General features: G+C 71.9%; 18 protein-coding genes and 1 pseudogene. 10 read left to right on the top strand and 9 right to left on the bottom strand.

Annotated elements, in window-relative coordinates:
• Positions 1-17: 17 nt before the first annotated feature.
• Positions 18-974, top strand: a complete 957-nt coding sequence (locus AC5L3C_RS36270) for a fructosamine kinase family protein (RefSeq protein ID WP_493653363.1) — start codon at positions 18-20, stop codon at positions 972-974.
• Here the strand turns inward: AC5L3C_RS36270 and AC5L3C_RS36265 are convergent.
• Entirely contained in the window at positions 941-2746 is a 1806-nt protein-coding gene (locus AC5L3C_RS36265; protein ID WP_493653362.1) for a DUF4246 domain-containing protein, read from the bottom strand. The genes AC5L3C_RS36270 and AC5L3C_RS36265 overlap by 34 nt on opposite strands.
• 26 nt (positions 2747-2772) lie before the next feature.
• Here AC5L3C_RS36265 and AC5L3C_RS36260 point away from each other — a divergent pair, with 26 nt between their 5' ends.
• From AC5L3C_RS36260 to AC5L3C_RS36250, 3 genes are all read left to right on the top strand, one after another.
• A complete protein-coding gene (locus AC5L3C_RS36260; protein ID WP_493653361.1) occupies positions 2773-2913 on the top strand; it encodes a hypothetical protein in 141 nt (46 codons plus the stop codon).
• Positions 2914-3525: 612 nt separating this feature from the next.
• Positions 3526-3981: a cyclic nucleotide-binding domain-containing protein gene (locus tag AC5L3C_RS36255; RefSeq protein WP_493653360.1), complete on the top strand. Its 456-nt coding sequence runs from the start codon at positions 3526-3528 to the stop codon at positions 3979-3981.
• Positions 3981-4649, top strand: a complete 669-nt coding sequence (locus tag AC5L3C_RS36250; protein WP_493653359.1) for a CBS domain-containing protein — start codon at positions 3981-3983, stop codon at positions 4647-4649. Before AC5L3C_RS36255 ends, AC5L3C_RS36250 begins: the two co-directional genes overlap by 1 nt.
• A 12-nt stretch (positions 4650-4661) precedes the next feature.
• On the opposite strand, the gene AC5L3C_RS36245 is transcribed toward AC5L3C_RS36250, so the two are convergent.
• Both AC5L3C_RS36245 and AC5L3C_RS36240 read right to left on the bottom strand, forming a co-directional pair.
• Complete coding sequence (locus AC5L3C_RS36245) at positions 4662-5354, bottom strand: CBS domain-containing protein (protein ID WP_493653358.1); 693 nt, start codon at positions 5352-5354, stop codon at positions 4662-4664.
• 1413 nt (positions 5355-6767) lie between these two features.
• Entirely contained in the window at positions 6768-7460 is a 693-nt protein-coding gene (locus tag AC5L3C_RS36240; RefSeq protein ID WP_493653356.1) for a response regulator, read from the bottom strand.
• Between the two features lie 240 nt (positions 7461-7700).
• Here AC5L3C_RS36240 and AC5L3C_RS36235 point away from each other — a divergent pair, with 240 nt between their 5' ends.
• The 3 genes and pseudogenes from AC5L3C_RS36235 to AC5L3C_RS36225 all read left to right on the top strand — a co-directional run.
• Positions 7701-8405, top strand: a complete 705-nt coding sequence (locus tag AC5L3C_RS36235; RefSeq protein WP_493653355.1) for a zinc-binding dehydrogenase — start codon at positions 7701-7703, stop codon at positions 8403-8405.
• Between the two features lie 29 nt (positions 8406-8434).
• Positions 8435-11119 (top strand): pyruvate, phosphate dikinase, encoded by a 2685-nt coding sequence (ppdK, locus tag AC5L3C_RS36230; protein WP_493653353.1) that lies wholly within the window; start codon positions 8435-8437, stop codon positions 11117-11119.
• Between the two features lie 257 nt (positions 11120-11376).
• Positions 11377-11582: pseudogene (locus AC5L3C_RS36225) on the top strand (hypothetical protein); the annotation flags it as partial.
• A 45-nt stretch (positions 11583-11627) separates the two neighbouring features.
• Here AC5L3C_RS36225 and AC5L3C_RS36220 read toward each other — a convergent pair.
• The 6 genes from AC5L3C_RS36220 to AC5L3C_RS36195 form a co-directional block, all read right to left on the bottom strand.
• Positions 11628-12839 (bottom strand): PP2C family protein-serine/threonine phosphatase, encoded by a 1212-nt coding sequence (locus tag AC5L3C_RS36220; protein WP_493653351.1) that lies wholly within the window; start codon positions 12837-12839, stop codon positions 11628-11630.
• A 473-nt stretch (positions 12840-13312) separates the two neighbouring features.
• Positions 13313-13936 (bottom strand): hypothetical protein, encoded by a 624-nt coding sequence (locus AC5L3C_RS36215; protein ID WP_493653350.1) that lies wholly within the window; start codon positions 13934-13936, stop codon positions 13313-13315.
• 263 nt (positions 13937-14199) lie between these two features.
• The gene (locus AC5L3C_RS36210; RefSeq protein ID WP_493653349.1) at positions 14200-14325 is read right to left on the bottom strand and encodes a hypothetical protein; all 126 of its coding nucleotides are present in this window, start codon (positions 14323-14325) and stop codon (positions 14200-14202) included.
• 383 nt (positions 14326-14708) lie between these two features.
• Positions 14709-15617 (bottom strand): universal stress protein, encoded by a 909-nt coding sequence (locus AC5L3C_RS36205; RefSeq protein ID WP_493653348.1) that lies wholly within the window; start codon positions 15615-15617, stop codon positions 14709-14711.
• Between the two features lie 25 nt (positions 15618-15642).
• Positions 15643-16545 carry a universal stress protein gene (locus AC5L3C_RS36200; RefSeq protein ID WP_493653347.1) on the bottom strand — a complete coding sequence of 301 codons (903 nt, stop codon included), beginning with the start codon at positions 16543-16545 and terminating at the stop codon, positions 15643-15645.
• A gap of 421 nt (positions 16546-16966) precedes the next feature.
• The gene (locus AC5L3C_RS36195; protein WP_493653345.1) at positions 16967-17770 is read right to left on the bottom strand and encodes a cytochrome c biogenesis CcdA family protein; all 804 of its coding nucleotides are present in this window, start codon (positions 17768-17770) and stop codon (positions 16967-16969) included.
• Positions 17771-17873: 103 nt separating this feature from the next.
• On the opposite strand from AC5L3C_RS36195, the gene AC5L3C_RS36190 reads away from it, so the two are divergent.
• From AC5L3C_RS36190 to AC5L3C_RS36180, 3 genes are read left to right on the top strand one after another with little or no spacing between them, the layout of a single operon-like run.
• On the top strand, positions 17874-18230 hold the full coding sequence (locus AC5L3C_RS36190) for a rhodanese-like domain-containing protein (protein ID WP_493653343.1): 357 nt from the start codon (positions 17874-17876) through the stop codon (positions 18228-18230).
• On the top strand, positions 18227-19627 hold the full coding sequence (locus AC5L3C_RS36185; protein WP_493653341.1) for an MBL fold metallo-hydrolase: 1401 nt from the start codon (positions 18227-18229) through the stop codon (positions 19625-19627). The genes AC5L3C_RS36190 and AC5L3C_RS36185 overlap by 4 nt, the downstream gene beginning before the upstream one ends.
• Positions 19624-20205, top strand: coding sequence for a rhodanese-like domain-containing protein (locus AC5L3C_RS36180; RefSeq protein ID WP_493653340.1), 582 nt, complete (start codon positions 19624-19626; stop codon positions 20203-20205). The genes AC5L3C_RS36185 and AC5L3C_RS36180 overlap by 4 nt, the downstream gene beginning before the upstream one ends.
• The last annotated feature ends 1 nt before the right edge of the window (position 20206 follow it).

Genomic DNA, 20206 nt, shown 5'->3' with positions numbered 1-20206 from the left:
CACGGAGGAGCACACGCATGACAGAACCGACGTCCTTCCTGCTCTCCCGCCTGCACGCGGCCGGCCTGCGTGACGTCGTCGCGGTGGAGCCGGCCTCCGGAGGGCTCGCCGCGACCGCGGGGGTGGCCCGCAGAGGCAACGGCACGTCGGTGTTCGCCAAGGCATTCGGCGAGCCGGCGCCGGACAGCGCCTTCGCCACGGAGGCCGAAGGGCTCACCGTGCTGCGCGAAGCGGGTGGCGTCGCCACGCCCGACGTCGTCCTCGCGGGGCGCGACCTGCTCGTGCTGTCCCTGCTGGAGCCCCGGCCGCGCACCGAGGCCTTCTGGGAGCAGTGCGCGCACGTGCTCGCGCACCTGCACACCAGCACCCGTCACCCGCGCTTCGGATGGCACCAGGACAACTGGCTGGGGCGCCTTCCCCAGATCAACACCTGGAACGACGACGGGTTCGAGTTCTTCGCCCGGCACCGGCTGCTGCGGTGGCTGGACGAGCCCCGCGTCCAGGAGGCGCTGGAGCCCGCGGACCGGGCGGCGCTGGAGCGGCTGTGCGACCGGCTGCCCGAGCTGCTGCCGGTCCGGCCCGCATGCCTGACGCACGGCGACCTGTGGGCGTCCAACGTCATGGCCACCGCCGACGGGCGGCCCGCGCTGATCGACCCGGTCGTGTCGTACACGTGGGCCGAGGTCGACCTGGCCCACCTGTGGACCACGGCACCGCCGCCCGAGGCGCACCGGCTGTTCGACCTGTACGCCGAGCTGACCGGGCTCGACCGCGACTGGCGGGAGCGGATGCCGATCCTCCAGCTGCGCCAGCATCTGGCGGTGATCGCCCAGTTCGACCCGGACTGGGGCGCCGCCGACCTCGTTCGCGCCACGCTCGCTCCGTTCCGCCGGCGCACCGGACGGGCCGGCGGCCCGCCCGGTGCCGGTGCTGCGGAGAGTCAGTGCTCGCAGAGGGAGAATTCCCGTTCGTAGAGCTGCTCGTTGTGTTCGTCGACGAAGAACTTGCGTTCTCGCATGAGCTCTTCGCGATAGGCCTTGGCCTGCTCCAGCGTCATGGTGGAGGTCTCGGCCCAGGGCTGCTGCGGAGGCACGTCCGAGGTCGAGACGATGTTCTCCGACGGGTCGACCAGGAAGAACACGAGTTTCTTGCGGTGTCCCGGACGGGTGGGGTCCTGGAGGCGGAACGAGTCGACGCGGTGCTGCAGGATGTTGGGGAACGCCAGGCAGCGGCCGGCCGGGGTCGCCGCCGCACCCAGGTACTGGTTCAGCGCGTCCTCGTTCTCCAACCCGTAGACCTCGCGGAGCCCGTTGTCGTCGTTCTGCTCGTACTCCGGATCGTCGAGCGCCACGCGGAAACCGAGCCGGCTCCCGGTGATGTTCTCGCTGTCCCAGTAGTGGATGCCGGTCGAGACGATCCGCTCGTTCAGCATCCCCTCGACATGCCAGGAACCGCCGCTGTATTCGGGCTTGTCCGGGGTGAGCCGGATGGTGGCGAGCTTGACGATGACCTGGAGGCCGCGGCCGCGCAGGTCGACCCGGGCGGAGGGACCGGGCGGCTCGGGAGGGGTGAACTCCGGGGCGTCCGGGACCACGGGGCGGCGGTTCTCCCACCAGTCGTCCTGGGCCTCTTCCCAGGCGTGCAGGGCCTCCTGGTAGGCCTCGTCGTCGCTGTAGGAGTCCTCGTCCGGGTACTCGGGCTCCGAGTCGTACCATCCGTAGGGATCGGCCTCGATGCGCGGCGGCCGCGGATGGCGCAGATCGGTGAGCACGTTCTCCAGCAGCGGGCGGAAGCGCGCGAACACCTCCGGCAGGACGCCGGCCAGGTCCCGATGTCTCTCGGGGTGCACGTTGTTGACGTACGAACGGAAGGTGACACCCCCGTCGGCGCTGACGTCCACGTCCGTGGGCAGCCACTGGAACCGCTCGGAGAACTCGTACTTCGCGTAGTGGTCGGCCGGGTTCCGCCAAGCCCGCTCGGGCGCGCCGCTCACGTCCCGCACCAGGCAGAACAGCGACGGGTGCACCAGGTCCAGCACCTGGCCGTCGGATCCGGGGTGCCAGTCCCGTTCCTCCTCGGGAACCTCTTCGAGGACCCGGACCGCCGCACGCAGCCGGTCCCGGAGCGCGTCGTCGATCAGCGTGTCCGACTGCCACACCCCGTCGACGGCGGACACCTCGGCGCCGGTCCGTGCGTCCCGCAGCGCGGCGTAGTGCCCCAGTTCGGCGAGCACATGGCGGACCTGCGCCTCGGTGAGTCCCTGGGCACGCGCTTCCCGCGTCCACCTGGCGACGATCTCGGCATCGTTCATCTTCTCGGACCATCCGGGCTTCGCCCGGATGTGCGCGCTGCACCGCATCATCTCCAGTTCCCGCAGCGTCCGGGGTGTCGCGAACGGTGTGGAACGGGCAGCTTGAAAGGGCAGCGGGAACGCGGACATGCCGGTCAACTCTCGTGATCCTCCCGGTCGGTGAACAGTGGCGGGCAGGATACGCGAGCGGACTGACGCGGCAGCATGACGTGCGGTGGTTCCCGGGACCGGGGACCGGGTCCCACAGATTGTCGTAGGGCGACGGCTCAGCGCTCCAGCGGACGGACAACGCAGCCGGCGCGGGTACGGGCTCGTCCGTCCGCATGGATCGCTGACCGCGACGGTTAGGGCAGAACCACCGCGCCCCGCCGCAGACGCGCCCGGGCAGCGGCATGGAAGTCCACGAGCTGCGGAAAGTCCCCAGCTCGTGGCCATCGGTCAAGCGCCGGGTTCTGCGGCTGTTGAACAGCCCCGGACGTGGTCTGGTGGCCGTCCGCCCCGACGGGCACGTCGGCTTCAGCTGCGGGGCCGCCGACCCCGCCGGTCTGACCGGCCGGCTCTCCCTGCTCGACGCGGCGCCGTACCCACCCGGCCGGCCATGAACGCCTCTCGCCGACCACGGCACCTTCATCCCCATGCCGGCCATGTGACTCGGAATGCCCCAACGGCCCCACTGAAGGACACCCGTCCCCGCTACGGGACCGAGCTTTCTGCAGCGAGCCCTCCGTAGCGGGCCGGGACCACCGCGCTCGCCGCACGCCGGTCCACGGGTCACAAGGGCCGGCCTGCTGGGCGACCTCCCTCTGCCGCTCGTGCATGCCGGGGCCACGCGTTCCGGTTCTGTGCACCGCTCGGCATATGCGCCCTCCAGCCGCTTCACAGACGCTGGGAGCAGGAGAACGATGACCACGCACCACGGCTCGTGACCGTCACCGGATTTGGAAGGGACCGGTCACCATGAGTACACACTTCTCCACACCGGCCATGCCGCCGGCCTCCCGTGACCTCGATGGGCGACCCGGCCCGGCTGACGGCGGAGCTGGACGCACCGCCGCACACCGGGCCGGGGACGAACGGGGTCACCTGTCGTGGGGCCGACAGGCCCTTGGAAAGGTTCGGCCGGCCCGTGGTGTCCCGCCGCGGGCGGGCCCACGCTGTAGATGAGCCCGTGGCGCCGTGAGACGCGGCGCGGCGGGAGGAGAGAGGAGACAGCGATGACCTCCACGACAACTCTGGCCGCTTCCCTCCCCGCCGGACATCGTGAACGACTGATGCGGTACGCCCGCGAGGTCTCCTTCGACGTGAGCGTCCGCCTGTTCGTGGAGGGACACCGAGCCGACCGCTTCTGGATCATCCGGACCGGTACCGTCGCCCTCGACCTGCACGTCCCCGGGCGGCGCCCCGCCGTGATCGAAACACTGGGCCACGGCGAACTGGTCGGCTGGTCCTGGCACTTCCCGCCCTACGTATGGCACCTGGGCGCCGTGACCACGACCCCGGTACGGGCGTGGGAGTTCGACGCCGAAGCGGTGCGGGCGCTGTGCGACGAGGATGCCGAGTTCGGCCGGGCGATCGCCGTGTGGATCGGCCGCGTGGTCGCCCACCGGCTCCACGAGACCCGCGTCCGGCTGCTGGACCTGTACGCCCCCTACGGCAGTGGGAGCACCTGATGACCGAGTCGACCGAGGGCAGGCCCGGCAACGGCAGCCCGCACACCGTGAGCGATGTGATGACACACACCGTCGTGGCCGTCGGCCGTGACGCCCCGTTCAAGCAGATCGTCGAGCTCCTCCAGCAGTGGAAGGTGAGCGCCCTGCCCGTGCTGGAGGGCGAGGGCCGTGTCGTCGGCCTGGTCTCCGAGGCGGATCTGCTCCCCAAGGAGGAGTTCCGCGACAGCGACCCCGACCGGTTCACCCAGCTGAGCCGCCTGCCCGACCTGGCCAAGGCGGGGGCGCTCACCGCCGGAGAGCTGATGAGCACCCCGGTCGTCACCGTCCACGCCGAGGCCACCGTCGCGCAGGCCGCCCGCATCATGGCCCAGCGCAGGGTGAAGCGGCTTCCCGTCGTCGACGACAAAGGGCTGCTCGTGGGTGTCGTCAGCCGGGTCGACCTGTTGAAGGTCTTCCTGCGAAGGGACGAGGAACTCGCCGACGAGGTCCGCCGACACGTCGTGGAGCCCCTCTTCCCCGCCCGGCGAAACGTCGTACGGGTGGAGGTTGCCGAGGGAGTGGTCACCGTCACCGGCCGCATCACGGACACCTCGCTGGTTCCCGTCGCCGCCCGTGCGGTGCGCGCGGTCGAGGGCGTCGTCGACGTTGAGTTCCGACTCGTGTCCTGACTGGGACAGGGGTCACTGCCTCCGCAGATCGTCCAGGAAATCCGGGTCGAGGGCCGGGCGGCGGTGCGGTCCCGACACCTCACAGTGCACGTCCACGACTCCTTCCACGGACCGGACCAGTCGCACCGCGAGCGGGACGAGGGAGGTGTCCGGGACATGGCCGGTCAGGGTGGCCACCCCGTCGCGCACGTCGACCCGGACGGACTCCAAGGAGACCGGGAACCGGCAGCCGATCACATCGCGCCGGATCTCCTCGGCCATGTCGTCATCGTCCCGCAGGAACACCTTGAGCAGGTCGGAGCGGCTGACGATGCCTTTCAGCACTCCGGCGCCGTCGACCACGGGCAGACGCTTGACGCGGTGCCGGGCCATGATGCGCGCGGCACGGGCGAGCGGGTCGCCGGCGTGGACGGTGACGGCCGGTGCGGTCATCAGCTCCGTCGCGGTCACCGCGGCGGCCTTGTCCGGTCCGGGACGGTGCAGCTGCGCGGCCGGCGGCAGGTCGCTGTCGCGGACCTCCTCCTTGTGCAGCAGGTCGGCCTCGGAGACCACACCGATCACCCTTCCCTCACCGTCGAGTACGGGAAGGGCACTGACATCCCACTGCCGCATGGTCCTGGCGATGTCCTTGAACGCCGCCCCGCCCGCCAGGGCCGCGACGGTGCGGGTCATGACGTCGTGCACTGTTTTCGGGGAGCCGTACATGGTGTCCTCCCGTGCTTCGCGTACCGTCGAGCGGACACTTCCAGGTTCGGTCACCGGCGCGCCGCGCGCTTGGGTCTGAGGGCCTCCGCGCGACGCCATGAGGCCTTTGCCGGACCGGCGTTTCCATCCGGTCAGCCCCTCTACGCCATTCCTGCGTGGGGGACGACGGAGACAGGTGCGAGGGCCTGACGGAGCACCGTCCGGGTCACCCGGGCCGATGTGCGGCCCGGGTGCGGCGCCGCGGAGGCGGCGGCCGACGACGGACAGTGAGGCCTGACGACTGGCGTCCCGCAGATGAGTGCCCGGCCGGCCGATGACACACGCGTCGAAGACTTCGACGTCGGGTAACTTCTCACGCCAGGGACGAAGGGTGCCTGACAGGTGCTCCGGTGAGGTGTGCCCGTCACAATCACGCGGAGGACGGCGGGTGCGCCGGGAGGCGGGGTCCAGGGCGAAGCCGACGACGGAGCCGTGGGGCTCGTGCGGGCCCAGGCCGAGCACGACGTCAGGGCACCGTGGCTCACGGACCCGTTCGCGGGGCGGTGTCGGCGCGTGTCGACTCGCCTCATCCACCAGGACAACGGGCCGCCCGCTCCTGGCCACGACGGCCGACGCCACGCAGGCCGCGCGGCCGAGCCCCCTGGAGCCGCGTACCAGCAGCTCGGACTCCTCCGCCGCGGCCAGGAGCGCTGTCACGGCGTAGCCGTCCAGCCGGTCGGCGGTGACCGGCGTCCCGGATGACGGTGGGCGAGCCGGGCCCGCTCCTCGTGCAGCATGTGTGCCGAGCGGTCGTCGCCGGGCAGCGCGACGGCCTCCCGGCGAACGGCACGTAGCCGGAGGGCACGAGACGCAGAGCGGCCGTGTGCGGTACGCACTACGGCTTCCCGGGCGGCCCAGCCGGCGGCGGCGAGGGTTTCGCCGGAGCCGTCCGGGCCGACAGTGGCGAGGGGGGACACAGACCCCTTGTCCGAACGTGGTTCCACTCTCGTATCCCCCGGGGGACGCCCCAGGAAGCGCCGCCGGTCCCTGTCCGCCGCCGTTCGGCCCTTCACGTTGCCCGAGGGGCCGACCGTCCCCTCGGGCAGGGACCTGCGGCCCTGTACCCGAACGGGCGGGAAGCGGTGTCATGGAAATGGACCGAGGGTCGTATAGGGCACGGGGAAGTGGAGCGAGACCGCGCACCGTGCAATGAGGGCCCGCAAGAAGCGGGCAGGGCCCTCGGCCCGCCAGGACCGGTGGCGGTCGCCGCCGGACCGGCCGTCCTTCTCCGCTGCGAGCGCCCTCGTCGGGAGAACGCGCTCCCCGTGTCATGGACCTCCACGGTGTGTTGTGCCGGTGCCGCTACGAGAGCCGGGCCGTCGCGTACTCGGTGAGGTCCATGAGCCGGTTGGTGCAGCCTCGCCCCGCACCGTTTCAGTGGCCTTCGTGCTTCAGCCTGTCCTTCGCCTCCGTGGCGATCACGGCTGCCTGGATGCGGCGTTCCACACCGAGCTTGGCCAGCAGCCGGGAGATGTGGTTCTTCACCGTCTTCTCGGCGAGGTAGAGCCGCTGGCCGATCTGGCGGTTGGTGAGTCCCTCACCGATCAGGGTCAGGATCTCCTGTTCCCGTCCGGTCAGCCCCGGGAAGGCCTCCGGCTCGGGTTCCGGCTGCTGTCCCTGCCGCAGGCGGGCCATCACGCGGGCCGTGGCGCTCGGGTCGAGCAGCGACTGTCCGCGGGCCACCGTACGCACGGCGGACACCAGGTCCGAGCCCCGGATCTGTTTCAGCACGTACCCGGAGGCCCCGGCCATGATGGAGTCCAGCAGGGCCTCCTCGTCGTCGAACGAGGTCAGCATGAGACAGGCCAGGTCGGGCATGCCCGAGCGCAGTTCCCGGCATACGCTCACACCGTCTCCGTCGGGGAGCCGTACATCGAGCACGGCCACCTGCGGGCGCAGGGCGGGGACGCGGACCAGAGCCTGTTCGGCGGTGGCGCCCTCGCCGACCACTGTGATGTCCGGCTCGTCGTTCAGCAGGTCGCGCACCCCGCGCCGGACCACCTCGTGGTCGTCCAGCAGGAAGACCCGGATCGGGCCGCCGGTCCCGTGCTGCTCGCCGTCCACCATGTGATGCTCCTCGTCCGCGCTGTCCTCATTCGCTGCCTGTCCACCGCAGATCTTCTGTCATTCCGGGCCGAAGGGCCAGGGCCGCCGGGTCCGCTCTCCCGACGTCGTGCTCCACACGCCCCGGTGGTTGGGCCGATGGGCCTTACCTCGCAGGACGTACAGCACCTGCCGCCGCGCCGCCCGGCGGCCGACGCTGGTGATGCCCAGTACAGACGGCGCACGGAGGGTGAGGAGCATCCGATGCAAGCAGCAGCCGTCCGGTCCTTCGGCGAGCCGCTGGTGCTCGAGGACCGTCCGGACCCCGAGCCCGGCCCCGGCCAGGTCCGTGTCCGACTGAAGGCGTCCGGCCTGTGCCACACCGATATCCACGCCGCGCACGGTGACTGGCCGGTCAAGCCCAGCCCACCGTTCGTGCCCGGTCACGAGGGCGTCGGCAGCGTCGAGTCGCTCGGGGACGGAGTGACCGGTCTCGGTCATCCGGCCGTGCAGTATGCAAAGATCGCCGGAGCCACCGTCGCCGCGATCGACGTCACCGACGACAAGCTCGCACTCGCCCGCGAACTGGGCGCCATCGACGCGCGCGAGGCGGGCCCCGCCGAGGTACTCAAGCGACACGGCGGCGCCCACGCGGCGGTGGCGCCGGCCGCGCACCCACAGGCGTTCGCCGCAGTCCACGACGCCCTGCGGCGCGGCGGCAAGCTGGCCGTGGTCGCTCTGCCGGCCGACGGCACGATCCAGGTGCCGATCGGCCGCACCGTGCTGAACGGCACCTGCATCATCGGTTCGATCGTGGGCACCCGCCAGGATCCGCGCGAGGTGTTCCAGCTGCACGCCGCCGGGCGTACCGGGGTGATCTACGAGACAGGGCCCCTGCACACCGTCAACGAGTCCGTCGCCGAGGTCCTGAACGGGCAGATTAAGGCCCACACCGTCTTCGAGATGTGACCGACAACGCAGCGGAAGGAAGCACGGCCATGGTCCGTTACGTGTACGCGTTCACCGAGGGCGGCCGGGACATGGCCGGCCTGCTCGGCGGCAAGGGCGCCAACCTGGCCGAGATGACCCGCCTGGGCCTGCCGGTGCCACCAGGCTTCACCGTCACCACCGAGGCATGCCGGGCCTTCCTCACCACCGGAGGCGAGCCGGCCGGCCTGGCTCGCGAGATCTCCGATCATCTGGCCTGGCTGGAGGAGGCCGCGGGGCGGCGCCTGGGGCAGCCGGACGACCCGCTGCTGCTCTCGGTCCGCTCCGGCGCCCGCTTCTCCATGCCCGGCATGATGGAGACGATCCTCGACATCGGCCTCAACGACGACTCGGTGCGGGGCCTGGCGAAGTCCTCCGGCAACGAGCGCTTCGCCTGGGACTCCTACCGTCGACTGCTACAGATGTTCGGAAGCACCGTCATGGGCGTCGACGGCACCCTGTTCGAGGAGGCCATGGCAAGCCTCAAACAGGCCCGCGGCGCGGCCGACGACCTGGGTCTGGACGCAGCCGATCTGGCCGGGCTGGTCGAGACCTTCAAGGCGCTGATCCGCCAGCAGACCGGCGAGGCCTTTCCGCAGTCACCGGCCGAGCAGCTGCAGCGCGCGGTGCTGGCCGTCTTCCAGTCGTGGAACGCCGAGCGGGCACGGCTGTACCGCCGGCGTGAGCACATCCCGGACGACCTCGGCACCGCGGTCAACGTGCAGACCATGGTGTTCGGCAATCTCGGCCCCGACTCCGGCAGCGGCGTCGCCTTCACCCGCGACCCGGCCACCGGCCGGACCGGTGTGTACGGCGACTACCTGGCCAACGCGCAGGGCGAGGACGTCGTCGCCGGCATCCGCAACACACTGCCGCTGGACGAGCTCGGCCGGCTGAACCCCGAGGCCTTCGGTCAACTGAGTGACCACATGGCGACGTTGGAAGCCCACTACCGCGACCTGTGCGACATCGAGTTCACCATCGAGCGCGGCCGCCTGTGGATGCTGCAGACCCGGGTCGGCAAGCGCACCGCCGAGGCCGCCTTCACCATCGCCGCCGAGTTGGCCGACGAGGGGCTCATCACCGCCGACGAAGGGCTGGCCCGAGTCGGCGGGGACGGGCTGGCCCGGCTGATGTTCCCCCGGTTCGACACCTCCGCCGTCGGTGACCCGCTCGCGCGCGGCATCCCCGCCTCCCCCGGAGCCGCCGTGGGCGCCGCGGTGTTCGACTCGGCCGAGGCGGCCCGGCGGGCCGCTGCCGGAGAGGAGGTGGTCCTCGTGCGCGAGGAAACCAACCCGGACGACCTTCCCGGCATGGTCGCCGCCAAGGCCGTGCTCACCAGCCGCGGCGGCAAGACCAGTCATGCGGCCGTGGTGGCCCGCGGCATGGGCAAGGTGTGCGTGTGCGGCGCCGGGCTGATCACCGTCGACCTGCGGCGACGACGCTTCACGGCGGGCGGCACCGCCGTGGAAGAAGGCACGGTCATCTCCGTGGACGGCACGGAAGGAGCCGTGTATCCCGGCGCGGCACCGCTGATCGACTCGGCCGTCATGCGGTACTTCGAGACCGGCGAACACGGGGACGCGCTGGTGGACGCCGTGGCCCGGGCCATGGAGCACGCCGACCGGGTGCGCCGGCTGGGAGTCAGGGCGAACGCCGACACTCCCGAGGATGCCGCCCGGGCCCGCCGGTTCGGGGCAGAGGGCATCGGCCTGTGCCGTACGGAGCACATGTTCCTCGGCGACCGGCGGCAGCTGGTCGAGGCGATGATCCTCGCCCGCACCGACGCGGAGCGGGAACGTGCCCTGGACGCACTGCTGCCGCTGCAACGGCAGGATTTCGCAGGGATTCTGGAGCCGATGGACGGCCTGCCGGTCACCATCCGTCTCCTCGACCCGCCGCTGCACGAGTTCCTGCCCGACCGCACCGAACTCGCCGTGCGTCTGGCCGCCGCCGAGGCACACGGCAGCCCGCCCAGCGAGCACGACGCCGAACTGCTCGACGCCGTCAACCGCATGCACGAGGAGAACCCGATGCTGGGCCTGCGCGGTGTACGCCTCGGCCTGGTGGCGCCGGGGCTGGTGGCCATGCAGGTGCGGGCGATCGCCGAAGCGGTTGTGGAGCGCAGGCGGGCCGGCGGAGACCCGCGGGCGGAGATCATGGTGCCCCTGATCGACACCGTCGAGGAGCTGCGCCTGGTGCGCCAGGAGGCCGAGCAGGTACTGGCCGACGTCTCCACCGAGTCCGGGGTGCCCGTCGACTGCCCGATCGGAACGATGATCGAGCTGCCCAGGGCCGCGCTCACTGCCGGCCGTATCGCGCAGGAGGCGCAGTTCTTCTCCTTCGGCACCAACGACCTGACCCAGACCACGTGGGGTTTCTCCCGCGACGATGTCGAGGCGGCGTTCTTCTCCGCCTACCTCGACAAGGGCATCTTCAAGGTGTCCCCGTTCGAGACGATCGACCGCGAGGGCGTGGGGCGCCTGGTGGAGATCGCGGTCTCCGAGGGCCGCGCCGCCCGGCCCGGCCTCAAGATCGGCGTCTGTGGCGAACACGGCGGCGATCCTGAGTCGGTGCGCTTCTTCCACGCCGCCGGGCTCGACTACGTCTCCTGCTCTCCCTTCCGCGTCCCGGTCGCCCGCCTCGAGGCGGGGCGGGCAGCACTCTCCGGGACGGAGGTCAGCGACACCAGGTGAGAGGGAAGGGCGCAGCCTCGCGCCGCATCGCGGGGCGGTGGACACGGCAGCAGGAGGAGGCAGGCGAGATGACCCGCTCCGTAGGCGAGATGACGACCAGCGAGGTGGCCGCGGCCCGCCCGGGCACCTCGTTCGACGAGCTGGCCGGGCTGCTGGACCCGGAACCGCGTCAGCGGTGTACCGGTGGTGGATCACGACGACAAGGTCGTGCGGGGTCTCCGAGACCGACCTGACCCGCCACCGGGCAGACCGGCCCGGCCGTGGAGCGTCTGGGCGACGCCGTGGGCATCGAGGCCCTCGTTCCGGGCCCTCGGCGTCGACCAGTGCTCCTTCCTCGACGCCCTGCCCCGGCAGGCCCTCAACGCCTACGAGGACCAGGGCGCACCCGCATCCGCGGATGCCGACGCTGGACGACATGCAGGAGATCATGCGGAACGCCTACTTCGGACCCGTCGAACGGTAGGTCCGGACGGCCGTGTCGTGCCCCGGCCGGACGCGCCGGGGCACCTCACCGGGACGGCGGGCGCACGGCGAGAACGGCGAGGTCGTCGTGCCCGTCACTGGGGTGCCGGTCGGACAGCAGGCGGCACAGGGCGTCGAGTGGCAGGGTGCTGTGCGCGCGGGCCAGGTCGGCGAGCTCCGCCAGGCATGCGTCCAGGGGCCGCCGGGGATGCTCGACCAGGCCGTCGGTGAACATCAGGACCGTGTCGTCGGCCGCCAGCCGATGCGTGTGGTCGGGACGGGGCCGTGCCTCGTCCACGCCGAGAGGTACACCGGGTTCGGCCTCCAGGTAATCCGCGTGCCCGTCCGCCGTCACGACGAGGGGCGGCAGATGGCCTGCGGTCGACCAGAGCAGATGCCAGCCGTCCCCGTCCCGCTCGATGCGGGCCAGACAGGCGGTGGTGACCTGCGCCTCCGTGATGGCGTTCAAGGTGTGGTCGAGCCGGTGCAGGACCAAGCTGGGCGGTGTGCGACGGTCGTACAGAAGGGCGCGCAGCATGTTGCGGATCTGCGCCATGGCCGCCGCCGCGGTCAGATCGTGTCCGACCACGTCGCCGATGATGGCCGCGCAGCTCTCGTCCGGCAGCAGCAGGGCGTCGTACCAGTCGCCCCCGAGATGGTGGCCGGGCGCGGTGGCCGGCCGGTAGACGGCGGCGGCGCCGAACGGCGCCAACTCGGGCAGGGTGGGCAGCAGCAGCCGCTGGAAGTGCTCGGCGGAGGAACGCGTCTGCTCGAAGAGGCGGGCGTTCTCTATCGCGATGCCGGCCGCACCGGCGAGCGCGGTCACCACGGCCTCGTCGTGGCCGTCGAACGGTTCGCCGTCGCGCCGGTCGCACAGGTAGAGGTTGCCGTAGATCCGCCCGCGCACACTGATGGCGACCCCCAGCAGTCCGCGCATCGGAGGGTGGCCCGGCGGGAAACCGACCGAGTCGGGGTGGCGGGTCAGGTCCCGCACGCGCAGGGGCTCGGGATGGTGGATGAGGTGGCCGAGCAGACCCCGGCCGTGCGGGAACTCGGAGCCCGCCAGATCCTGGTACTCCTGCTCGCTCAGACCGAGGGGAATGAACTCCTCGAGCGCGGATCCGTCGTCGTTCAGCACGCCCAGAGCACCGTAGCGGGCGTCGACCAGTTCCATGGCCGTACTGACGATGCGCCGCAGCACGACGGGCAGTTCCAGTTCGCGGCTGACCGCGAGGACGGCGTTGAGCAAGCGCTCCATCGGCCGCTGTGACCGGGCTGGATCGTCGTCCGGGTTCACCACGGCGTCCTACACCCCTTCTGTCGTGCGGCCGGGTCCTGCGCGGTGTCGCAGTCGCACCCCTCGGCAAGCGGGTGTCGCGCCCCTCGTACCATCGTGCCCCGTCCGCCGGGAACCCGCACGCCCTGCGGGGCCCGGCTCCGGGCCCCGCAGGTGGCCGGTGACCTCACAGCGCCCGCAGGCCGTGCTCCCCGAAATGCGCGCACCGCTCGGCCAGGTCGGGGGCCGGGGTGGGGTTGTCGCGCAGGGGAAGGGGGGGATGTCCAGCGCGTCGTGCTCGCGGTGCCGGGACGGAGTCCTGTCGGCGTACGCCGGGTCCGCCATCGGTCCCGGGTTGCCGGGAGTCGGGCCGGGTCGGCGCGTTGGTGCGGCACGGTCGAGGGGGCACCCCCGCCCTTGAGCGGAGGTGCCCCGGTGCGATGTCCTGCGGCCCGTCAGAGGAGCCAGCGGTTCCGGCTGACGAAGGGCAGCCGCGCCCACATCCGGCCGAGTCCCCAGGTGGCGCCGGCGCCGGCGGTGGCAAGGGCGATGAGGACGACGGCGTAGATCAGGTGGTAGTCGGCGAACGGGTTCGTCGACATGCTCGGCGACCCGTCCGACAGGTGCTTGGCCGGCGGCCATTCCGCGATCCACATGAGCGCCATCATCAGCGTGCCGGCAACCGCGGCGAGCCGCAGGCCGATACCCGCGAGCAGGGCGAGGCCGACGCCGAACAGGCCGAGCATGAACAGCCAGTCGGCCCATGCGGCACCGGCCCAGTCGTGGAACGTGGACTCCATCGGTCCGACGGCGACACCGCTGAGAAAGCCCATGGTCGGCGATCCGCCGTCGATCCAGCCCTTTCCCGACGGGGTCGCGTAGCCGAAGCCGAACGTCTTGTCCAGGAACGCCCAGAGAAAGACGAACCCGGTGAGGAGACGGAGGCCGGCGAACACGTGCGCGCTGGTCGCGGTAGTCGCAGCGGTCGCCGAGTCGGCGGACTCGGGAGCCGTCCCGGTCCGGTGGACGGACGGGAAACGGAGTCCCGGACGCCGGTGCGGGTGATCGTGAACTGCCATGATGCTCATCCCTTCCCAGGGGTGCCGCTGTATCTGAGGGACTCTCGTTGCCCCTTCAATGTCTCGCGCCGGCAACGCCCGTCAGAGAGGCTGCAAGACCCAGACAGGGGGGACGAACGTCCCCTCGTGCCAGGGCGGTTCGGCGTCCGCGGGCGTGCCTCGCCGGCACCATTGCGCGACCTGATGGCCCATCGCACGGCGGGAGTTGTTCAGGACGAAAGGGAAGTGCGTCACACCCGCCAGAGGTTCCGGTGCCGGACGCATCAGGACCACGGCGGACGGTCGGGCCCGCGCCGGGCCGGCGTCAACTCGTCGGCGACCCGAGCCGCCCACGTCTCGATCGCGGGGACGTCGCGGACGTCACCGCCCTTTCCGTCGCGGAGGATCATCCGAGCGGCCCTCCCTTCGCACCCTCCTCCGGGCAGTCGCCGCACGCAGTCTGTCGGCGACGGCGACGGCAGTCTCCGCCGCGTCGTACTCGGCGAGACCGATCACCTGGCCCTTGGCCTCGGCCACCGGCGCCCGGTACCAGGGCCGGGCGGGAGCGCAGACGCGGTCGGTCGCCGGCCGCACGGAGCGCCGGCCGACGGCGAAGAACCGTAGCCGCAGGTTCGCCGGGGACGTCTCCACGGGCAACCGATCGCTGCGACCTCGCTCCGCGGGGGCTGCTCCCGCGTGGGTCACTTCGGGCATCCGACCGGGCCGTGGCCCGAGGGTCGTTCCGGGGCTGGGAGGGGGCCCTGTCGGCCCAGGCTCGTACCGGGCCCTGCGGTCAGGCCTCGCCATCGGTGTGCTGCGGGACGACGACGACCGGGCAGGCCGAGTGGTGCAGCAGTCCGTGAGCGACCCGGCCGAGCTGGAGGCCGAGGTGTCCCTCCCTGCGCCGGGCCCCGACGACCAGCAGATCCGCCTGGTGCGAGGCGTCCAGGAGCACGCGACGGGCGTGGCCTTCGACGGTGCGCCGGCGGACCTCGATGTCCTCGGGGACGTCATGCAGCGCGGTCTCCAGTATCTCGGCCGCCCGCTCCTCATACACACGCTCGGGCCGTCCCGCGAGCAGGGGATGGTCGACGGTTTCGTGCACGGGGCACCGCCAGGCGCGCACGGCCTCCAGGATCACCCGACGTCGCCGCGCCTCGTCGGCGGCGAAGCGCACGGCCGCCGACGCCTTCGGGTCCTCGCCGACTCCCACCACGATCCGCCCGTGCACAGGCGGCGTCGCCTGGTTGTCGTGGCTGCCGCGCAGCACGACCACCGGACAGTCGGCATGAGCGGCGACGGCCAGACTGACGGAGCCGAGCAGCAGCTCGGCGACGCCGCTGCGGCCACGGCTGCCGACGACGAGCACGGATGCCTCGCGGCCCTCGCGCACCAGGGCGTACTCCGGCTCCTCGGGCACGACGTCGGTGGTCACCCAGAGGTCGGGATGCCGGGTACGGGCGCGCCCGGCGGCGGCGTCGACGACGTCCCGGGGCGACGGAAGCGCCGTCGGCCGGCCGACGCCCGGAGCGACGGCTTCGCCCTCGTACCGGTCCCACAGACAGGCGTACACCAGCCGCAGCGGGACTCCGCGCAGCACCGCCTGGTCGGCTGCCCAGTCGACGGCGCGCAGGCTCGGCTCGGAGCCGTCCACGCCCACGACGAGGGGCTCACCGTCCTTTCGTCCGGCCTTGGCGTCCATGGTTGCCTCCCTGGGTCGGGTGCGTTCAATCGTGCGCGACGACGGCGACAGGGGCAGCGGCGTGGTGCATCACCGCGTGCGTGACGGGCCCGATGCGGGCGCCGAACGGGCTGCGCCGGATCCGGCGGCCGACGACGACCAGCGATGCCTCACGGGCGGCGTCGATGACACGGTTGGCGGCACTGCCGGAGCGGGATTCCTCGATGACCTCGACGTGCGGGTACTTCTCCCGCCAGGGGCGCAGGACCTTCGCCAGGGCGGCGGCCTCCTGTTCCTCCAGTTCGCTACCCAGCTCTGGGTCGGCCGGCAGGGCGTAGGCGTAGTACGCCGGCAGACTCCAGCCGTGGACCGCCTTCAGCGCGGTGCCGCGGCGGGCCGCCTCCTCGAACGCGAACGCGATCACCGTGTCGTGGGGGTGGGCGGTGTCGAGTCCGAGCACGACGGGCGGATACGGGCCGGCGGCCGGCGGTGTGCCGGAGGACTCCTTCTCGTTCTCGCCTGCCGCCCGTGCGGCGCGCACGAGGACGACGGGTGTCCTGATGTGGGCGATCACCGGCATGCCCACGGACCCGACGAGGAACCCTCTGAACCCGCTCAGTCCACGCGAGCCGAGGACCAGCAACTCGGTGTCCTTCGCCACCTCCGGCAGCACCTCCCACGGGCGTCCGGGGACGGGCTCCAGGATCACATCCAGGCCGGGGTGGCGGGGTCGGATCTTCGCAGCCGCCTCACGGGGGATCCGCTCGCTCCAGTGCTTCTGCTTCGCGGGTGCCAGATGCACTGATTCCGCCACGGGCTCGGGGACGGGCTCCCAGACGTGTACCAGCCGCAACTGCGAACCGCGCAGTTCCGCCTCTTCGGCCGCCCACTCGGCGGCAGCACGGCTCTCGATCGAACCGTCGAGGCCCACAGTGACGGTGCGGGACATGACGTCCACCTCCTGAATCGGATGTCTGATACCAGGATGACGGCGGGGCCACGTCACGGTGCAGCGACCGCAGGTCCCCGGTGTGGGGCCGATGGACCCTGCGACGGTGGTACGACGGCTCGGCTCGATTCCCGCGGTCGCGGGTTGCGGTCCCGTTCCGCGCGGCTCCGAGTGGACGCTCGGCAGCTCCGGCGCGGGCAGTGGTGAGGCGGGTCGCCGCCCTCCGCGTCATCCGCATACAACGGGGCGCCTGTTCGGGTAGGTCGTGCACAGACGCGTCCGTGGCGTCGGCGCAGCGTCGAGGTCCGTCGGTCCCTCGAAGACGCCGCAGCACTGGGCTGGGCTTCGGCTTCGTGGCTGTCGGCGGGGGCGGGTCCTGGGGAGGGATTGGGGGCGGGTCCTCCCCAGGACACGCGTGAGGTCAGCGGCGTACCTTCGCGGTGCCGTCCACGCGGACGTGCTCCGCCGGCGGGTGCCGCTCCTCCTCCCGCCCGGGTCGGGTGCGCAGCAGGACGGCGAGGGCGGCGGCCGCGACCGCGGCCAGGCCGAGCAGCAGGGTGCGGTCGGGGATCGCGCCCGCCCACCGGGACAGCCGTTCCTCCCAAGCGAACTCCGCGTCCACTCCCATCAGGGACGGCAGGGCGGAGGTGCCGTCGAACGCCAGGAAGAGGACACCGAGCAGGATGAACATCGTGCCGCCGGCCAGTGAGGTGGTGTGCAGCGGTACCTTCCCGAGGTGGATCACCCTGCCGCGCAGCCACTGCCGGCGTCCGAGGTCGTAACGGTCCCACAGGGCGGCGAGGACGAACATCGGTACCGCCATGCCCAGGGCGTAGACGGCCAGCAGCGCGCCGCCCCGCCAGGGGTTGCCGCCCATGGCCGCGACGGTCAGGACGGCGCCGAGGATCGGCCCCGCGCAGAAGACCGCCAGGCCGTAGACCGAGCTCAGCGCCAGCACGGAGGCCGCGGATCCCGAGCGGCGCCTGCCGGCTGTCTGCTGCAGGCGGCGCGAGCCGAATCCCCGGCCCAGCACCTGGGCGACACCGAGCGCGATGACCAGCCAGCCGCCTGCCGTGACCAGGGTGTCCCGGTGTCCGTAGAAGAGCCGCCCGGCGAAGGAGCCGGCCACTCCCAGCGGCACCAGAGTGAGGCAGAGTCCGGCGTAGAACAGTGCCGTGCGGCCCAGGAGCCGGGTGCGGCTGGTGAAGGAGTACGCGAGGCGCATCACATTCAGATACCCCCCGGGGCATAAACCCGACCCTGTTACGGTTGGACTCAGGCATACCCCCCCGGGTATTTCTGAAGGCAAGTGAACAGGAGTTCGCCGCATGGTTCCCGAGATCGACCAGCAGCGGTTCGCCGAGGCGCAGGCGGCAGGCGCCCTCGTCGTCGACGTCCGTAACAGCGGCGAGTACCGGGCCGGACACGTCCCCGGCGCCCGCTCGGCCCCGCTTCCCAACCTCCCCCTGATCCTCAGCGAGCTGCCCAAGGACCGTCCGGTCCACGTGATCTGCCAGAGCGGCGGCCGCAGCGCGCAAGCCACCTCCCTGCTCCGCGACCTGGGCTACGACGCCCACAGCGTCAGCGGCGGCACCGCCGCGTGGATCGACGCCGGCCGCATTGTCGCCACCGGCGACGAGCCCGGCACCCTCACCGCCCCCGCCACCTCCGAGGAGACGCGATGATCACCGTTCTGCCCGTCGAGACCCCCGGCCTGGGGGACCGCACCTACCTCGCCCACGACGGTTCGGTGGCGCTGGTGGTCGACCCCCAGCGCGACTACGACCGCGTCACCGCGCTGGCCGACGCCGCCGGAGTGCGGATCACCCACGTGTTCGAGACGCACATCCACAACGACTACGTCACCGGCGGACTGGCCCTCGCCCGCGAGGTGGGCGGGCAGTACCTGGTCAACGCCGACGACGAGGTCTCCTACGAGCGGACCCCCGTCCGCGACGACCAGGTGATCGAGGTCGGCGACACCATGCGGGTGCGGGCGATCCACACGCCCGGCCACACCCACACCCACCTGTCCTACGCGCTGGAGGCGGGCGGCGAGCAGGTCGCGGTGTTCACCGGCGGCTCCCTGCTGTACGGCACCACCGGGCGGCCCGACCTGCTCGGCCCGGACCACACCGACACCCTGGTGCGGGCCCAGTGGCGCTCCGCCCACCGGCTGGCCGAGGAACTGCCGGACGAGACGGCCGTCTACCCCACCCACGGGTTCGGCTCCTTCTGCTCCGCGACCCAGGCCTCCGGTCTGTCCAGCACCATCGGCGAGGAGAAGCACACCAACACCGCGCTCACCGCCGACGAGGAGGCCTACGTCCAGCAGCTCCTGGCCGGTCTGGACGCCTACCCGGCCTACTACGCCCACATGGGCGCGGCCAACTCCGGCGGGCCCGGCAGGCCGGACCTGTCCGCGCCGTCCGTGGCGGACCCGGCCGAGCTGCGGCGCCGGATCGAGGCCGGAGAGTGGGTAGTGGACCTGCGCGACCGCACCGCCTTCGCCGCCGGGCACCTCGCCGGCAGCCTCAACTTCGGCCTGGACGGCCAGTTCGTCACCTACCTGGGCTGGCTGATCCCGTGGGGGACCCCGCTCACCCTGCTCGGCGAGACCGCCGAGGACGTGGCCGAGGCCCAGCGCGAACTGGTGCGCATCGGTATCGACCGCCCGGCCGGCATGGCCATCGGCGGGCCCGGGGACTGGGCCGGCGGTGAGCCCCTGGCCTCCTACGAGCGCGCCGGCTTCGCCGACCTGAAGTCCGCCCTCGGCGGTGACGACCTCGTCGTGCTGGACGTGCGCCGCGACCAGGAACGCGCCGAGGCGCACATCCCGGGCTCGGTGCACATCCCCATCCACGAGGTGCCGGGCCGCCTCGAGGAGATCCCCGCGGGCCGCGTCTGGGTGCACTGCGCGGGCGGCTACCGCGCCGGAGTCGTCGCCGCGCTGCTCCACGCCCGCGGCCGTGACGTCGTCGCCGTCGACGACAGCTTCGACAACGCCCTCGACCTGGGGCTGTGCCCCCTCGTCTCCGACACCCCCGACACTCACGACAACCGACAGGAGATCAACGCGTGACCACCCCCACCAGTCCCCGCAGCCTGACCATCGACGAACTGCGCACCCGGCTCGACTCGGCCAGCCCTCCCCGGCTGCTCGACGTCCGCACCCCCGCCGAGTACGAGGGAGCGCACATCCCCGGTTCCTACAACGTCCCGCTCGACACCCTGCGCGAACACCGTGAGGAGCTGACGCAGCACCTGGACACCGACGTGGTGCTGGTCTGCCGCTCCGGCCAGCGCGCCGGCCAGGCCGAACGCGCCCTCGCCGAGGCCGGGCTCCCCGGTCTGGCGGTCCTGTCGGGCGGTATGACGGCCTGGGAGAAGTCCGGCGCCCCGACCAACTACGGTCAGGAGCGCTGGGACATGGAGCGCCAGGTCCGCCTGGTCGCCGGCTCCCTGGTGCTGGTCGGCGCCCTGGGCAGCTTCCTCGTCCCCGGTCTGCAGGCGCTGTCCGCGTTCGTCGGCGGCGGGCTGGCCTTCGCAGCCATCAGCAACACCTGCGCCATGGGCGTGATGCTGTCGAAGATGCCGTGGAACCGCACCCGGTCCTTCGACCCGCGCAAGGCCGTCGCCCAACTCGCCGACGGTAGGTGAC

It is taken from the genome of Streptomyces speibonae (assembly GCF_984686075.1).
This window is presented reverse-complemented; position numbering and strand designations above follow the sequence as displayed.

Coding starts and splice junctions, on each gene's coding strand:
- AC5L3C_RS36270 (WP_493653363.1), top strand. CDS start 18: ATGACAGAACCGACGTCCTTCCTGCTCTCCCGCCTGCACGCGGCCGGC.
- AC5L3C_RS36265 (WP_493653362.1), bottom strand. CDS start 2,746: ATGGCCACGAGCTGGGGACTTTCCGCAGCTCGTGGACTTCCATGCCGC.
- AC5L3C_RS36255 (WP_493653360.1), top strand. CDS start 3,526: ATGACCTCCACGACAACTCTGGCCGCTTCCCTCCCCGCCGGACATCGT.
- AC5L3C_RS36250 (WP_493653359.1), top strand. CDS start 3,981: ATGACCGAGTCGACCGAGGGCAGGCCCGGCAACGGCAGCCCGCACACC.
- AC5L3C_RS36245 (WP_493653358.1), bottom strand. CDS start 5,354: ATGTACGGCTCCCCGAAAACAGTGCACGACGTCATGACCCGCACCGTC.
- AC5L3C_RS36240 (WP_493653356.1), bottom strand. CDS start 7,460: ATGGTGGACGGCGAGCAGCACGGGACCGGCGGCCCGATCCGGGTCTTC.
- AC5L3C_RS36235 (WP_493653355.1), top strand. CDS start 7,701: ATGCAAGCAGCAGCCGTCCGGTCCTTCGGCGAGCCGCTGGTGCTCGAG.
- ppdK (WP_493653353.1), top strand. CDS start 8,435: ATGGTCCGTTACGTGTACGCGTTCACCGAGGGCGGCCGGGACATGGCC.
- AC5L3C_RS36220 (WP_493653351.1), bottom strand. CDS start 12,839: ATGGAGCGCTTGCTCAACGCCGTCCTCGCGGTCAGCCGCGAACTGGAA.
- AC5L3C_RS36215 (WP_493653350.1), bottom strand. CDS start 13,936: ATGGCAGTTCACGATCACCCGCACCGGCGTCCGGGACTCCGTTTCCCG.
- AC5L3C_RS36210 (WP_493653349.1), bottom strand. CDS start 14,325: ATGATCCTCCGCGACGGAAAGGGCGGTGACGTCCGCGACGTCCCCGCG.
- AC5L3C_RS36205 (WP_493653348.1), bottom strand. CDS start 15,617: ATGGACGCCAAGGCCGGACGAAAGGACGGTGAGCCCCTCGTCGTGGGC.
- AC5L3C_RS36200 (WP_493653347.1), bottom strand. CDS start 16,545: ATGTCCCGCACCGTCACTGTGGGCCTCGACGGTTCGATCGAGAGCCGT.
- AC5L3C_RS36195 (WP_493653345.1), bottom strand. CDS start 17,770: ATGCGCCTCGCGTACTCCTTCACCAGCCGCACCCGGCTCCTGGGCCGC.
- AC5L3C_RS36190 (WP_493653343.1), top strand. CDS start 17,874: ATGGTTCCCGAGATCGACCAGCAGCGGTTCGCCGAGGCGCAGGCGGCA.
- AC5L3C_RS36185 (WP_493653341.1), top strand. CDS start 18,227: ATGATCACCGTTCTGCCCGTCGAGACCCCCGGCCTGGGGGACCGCACC.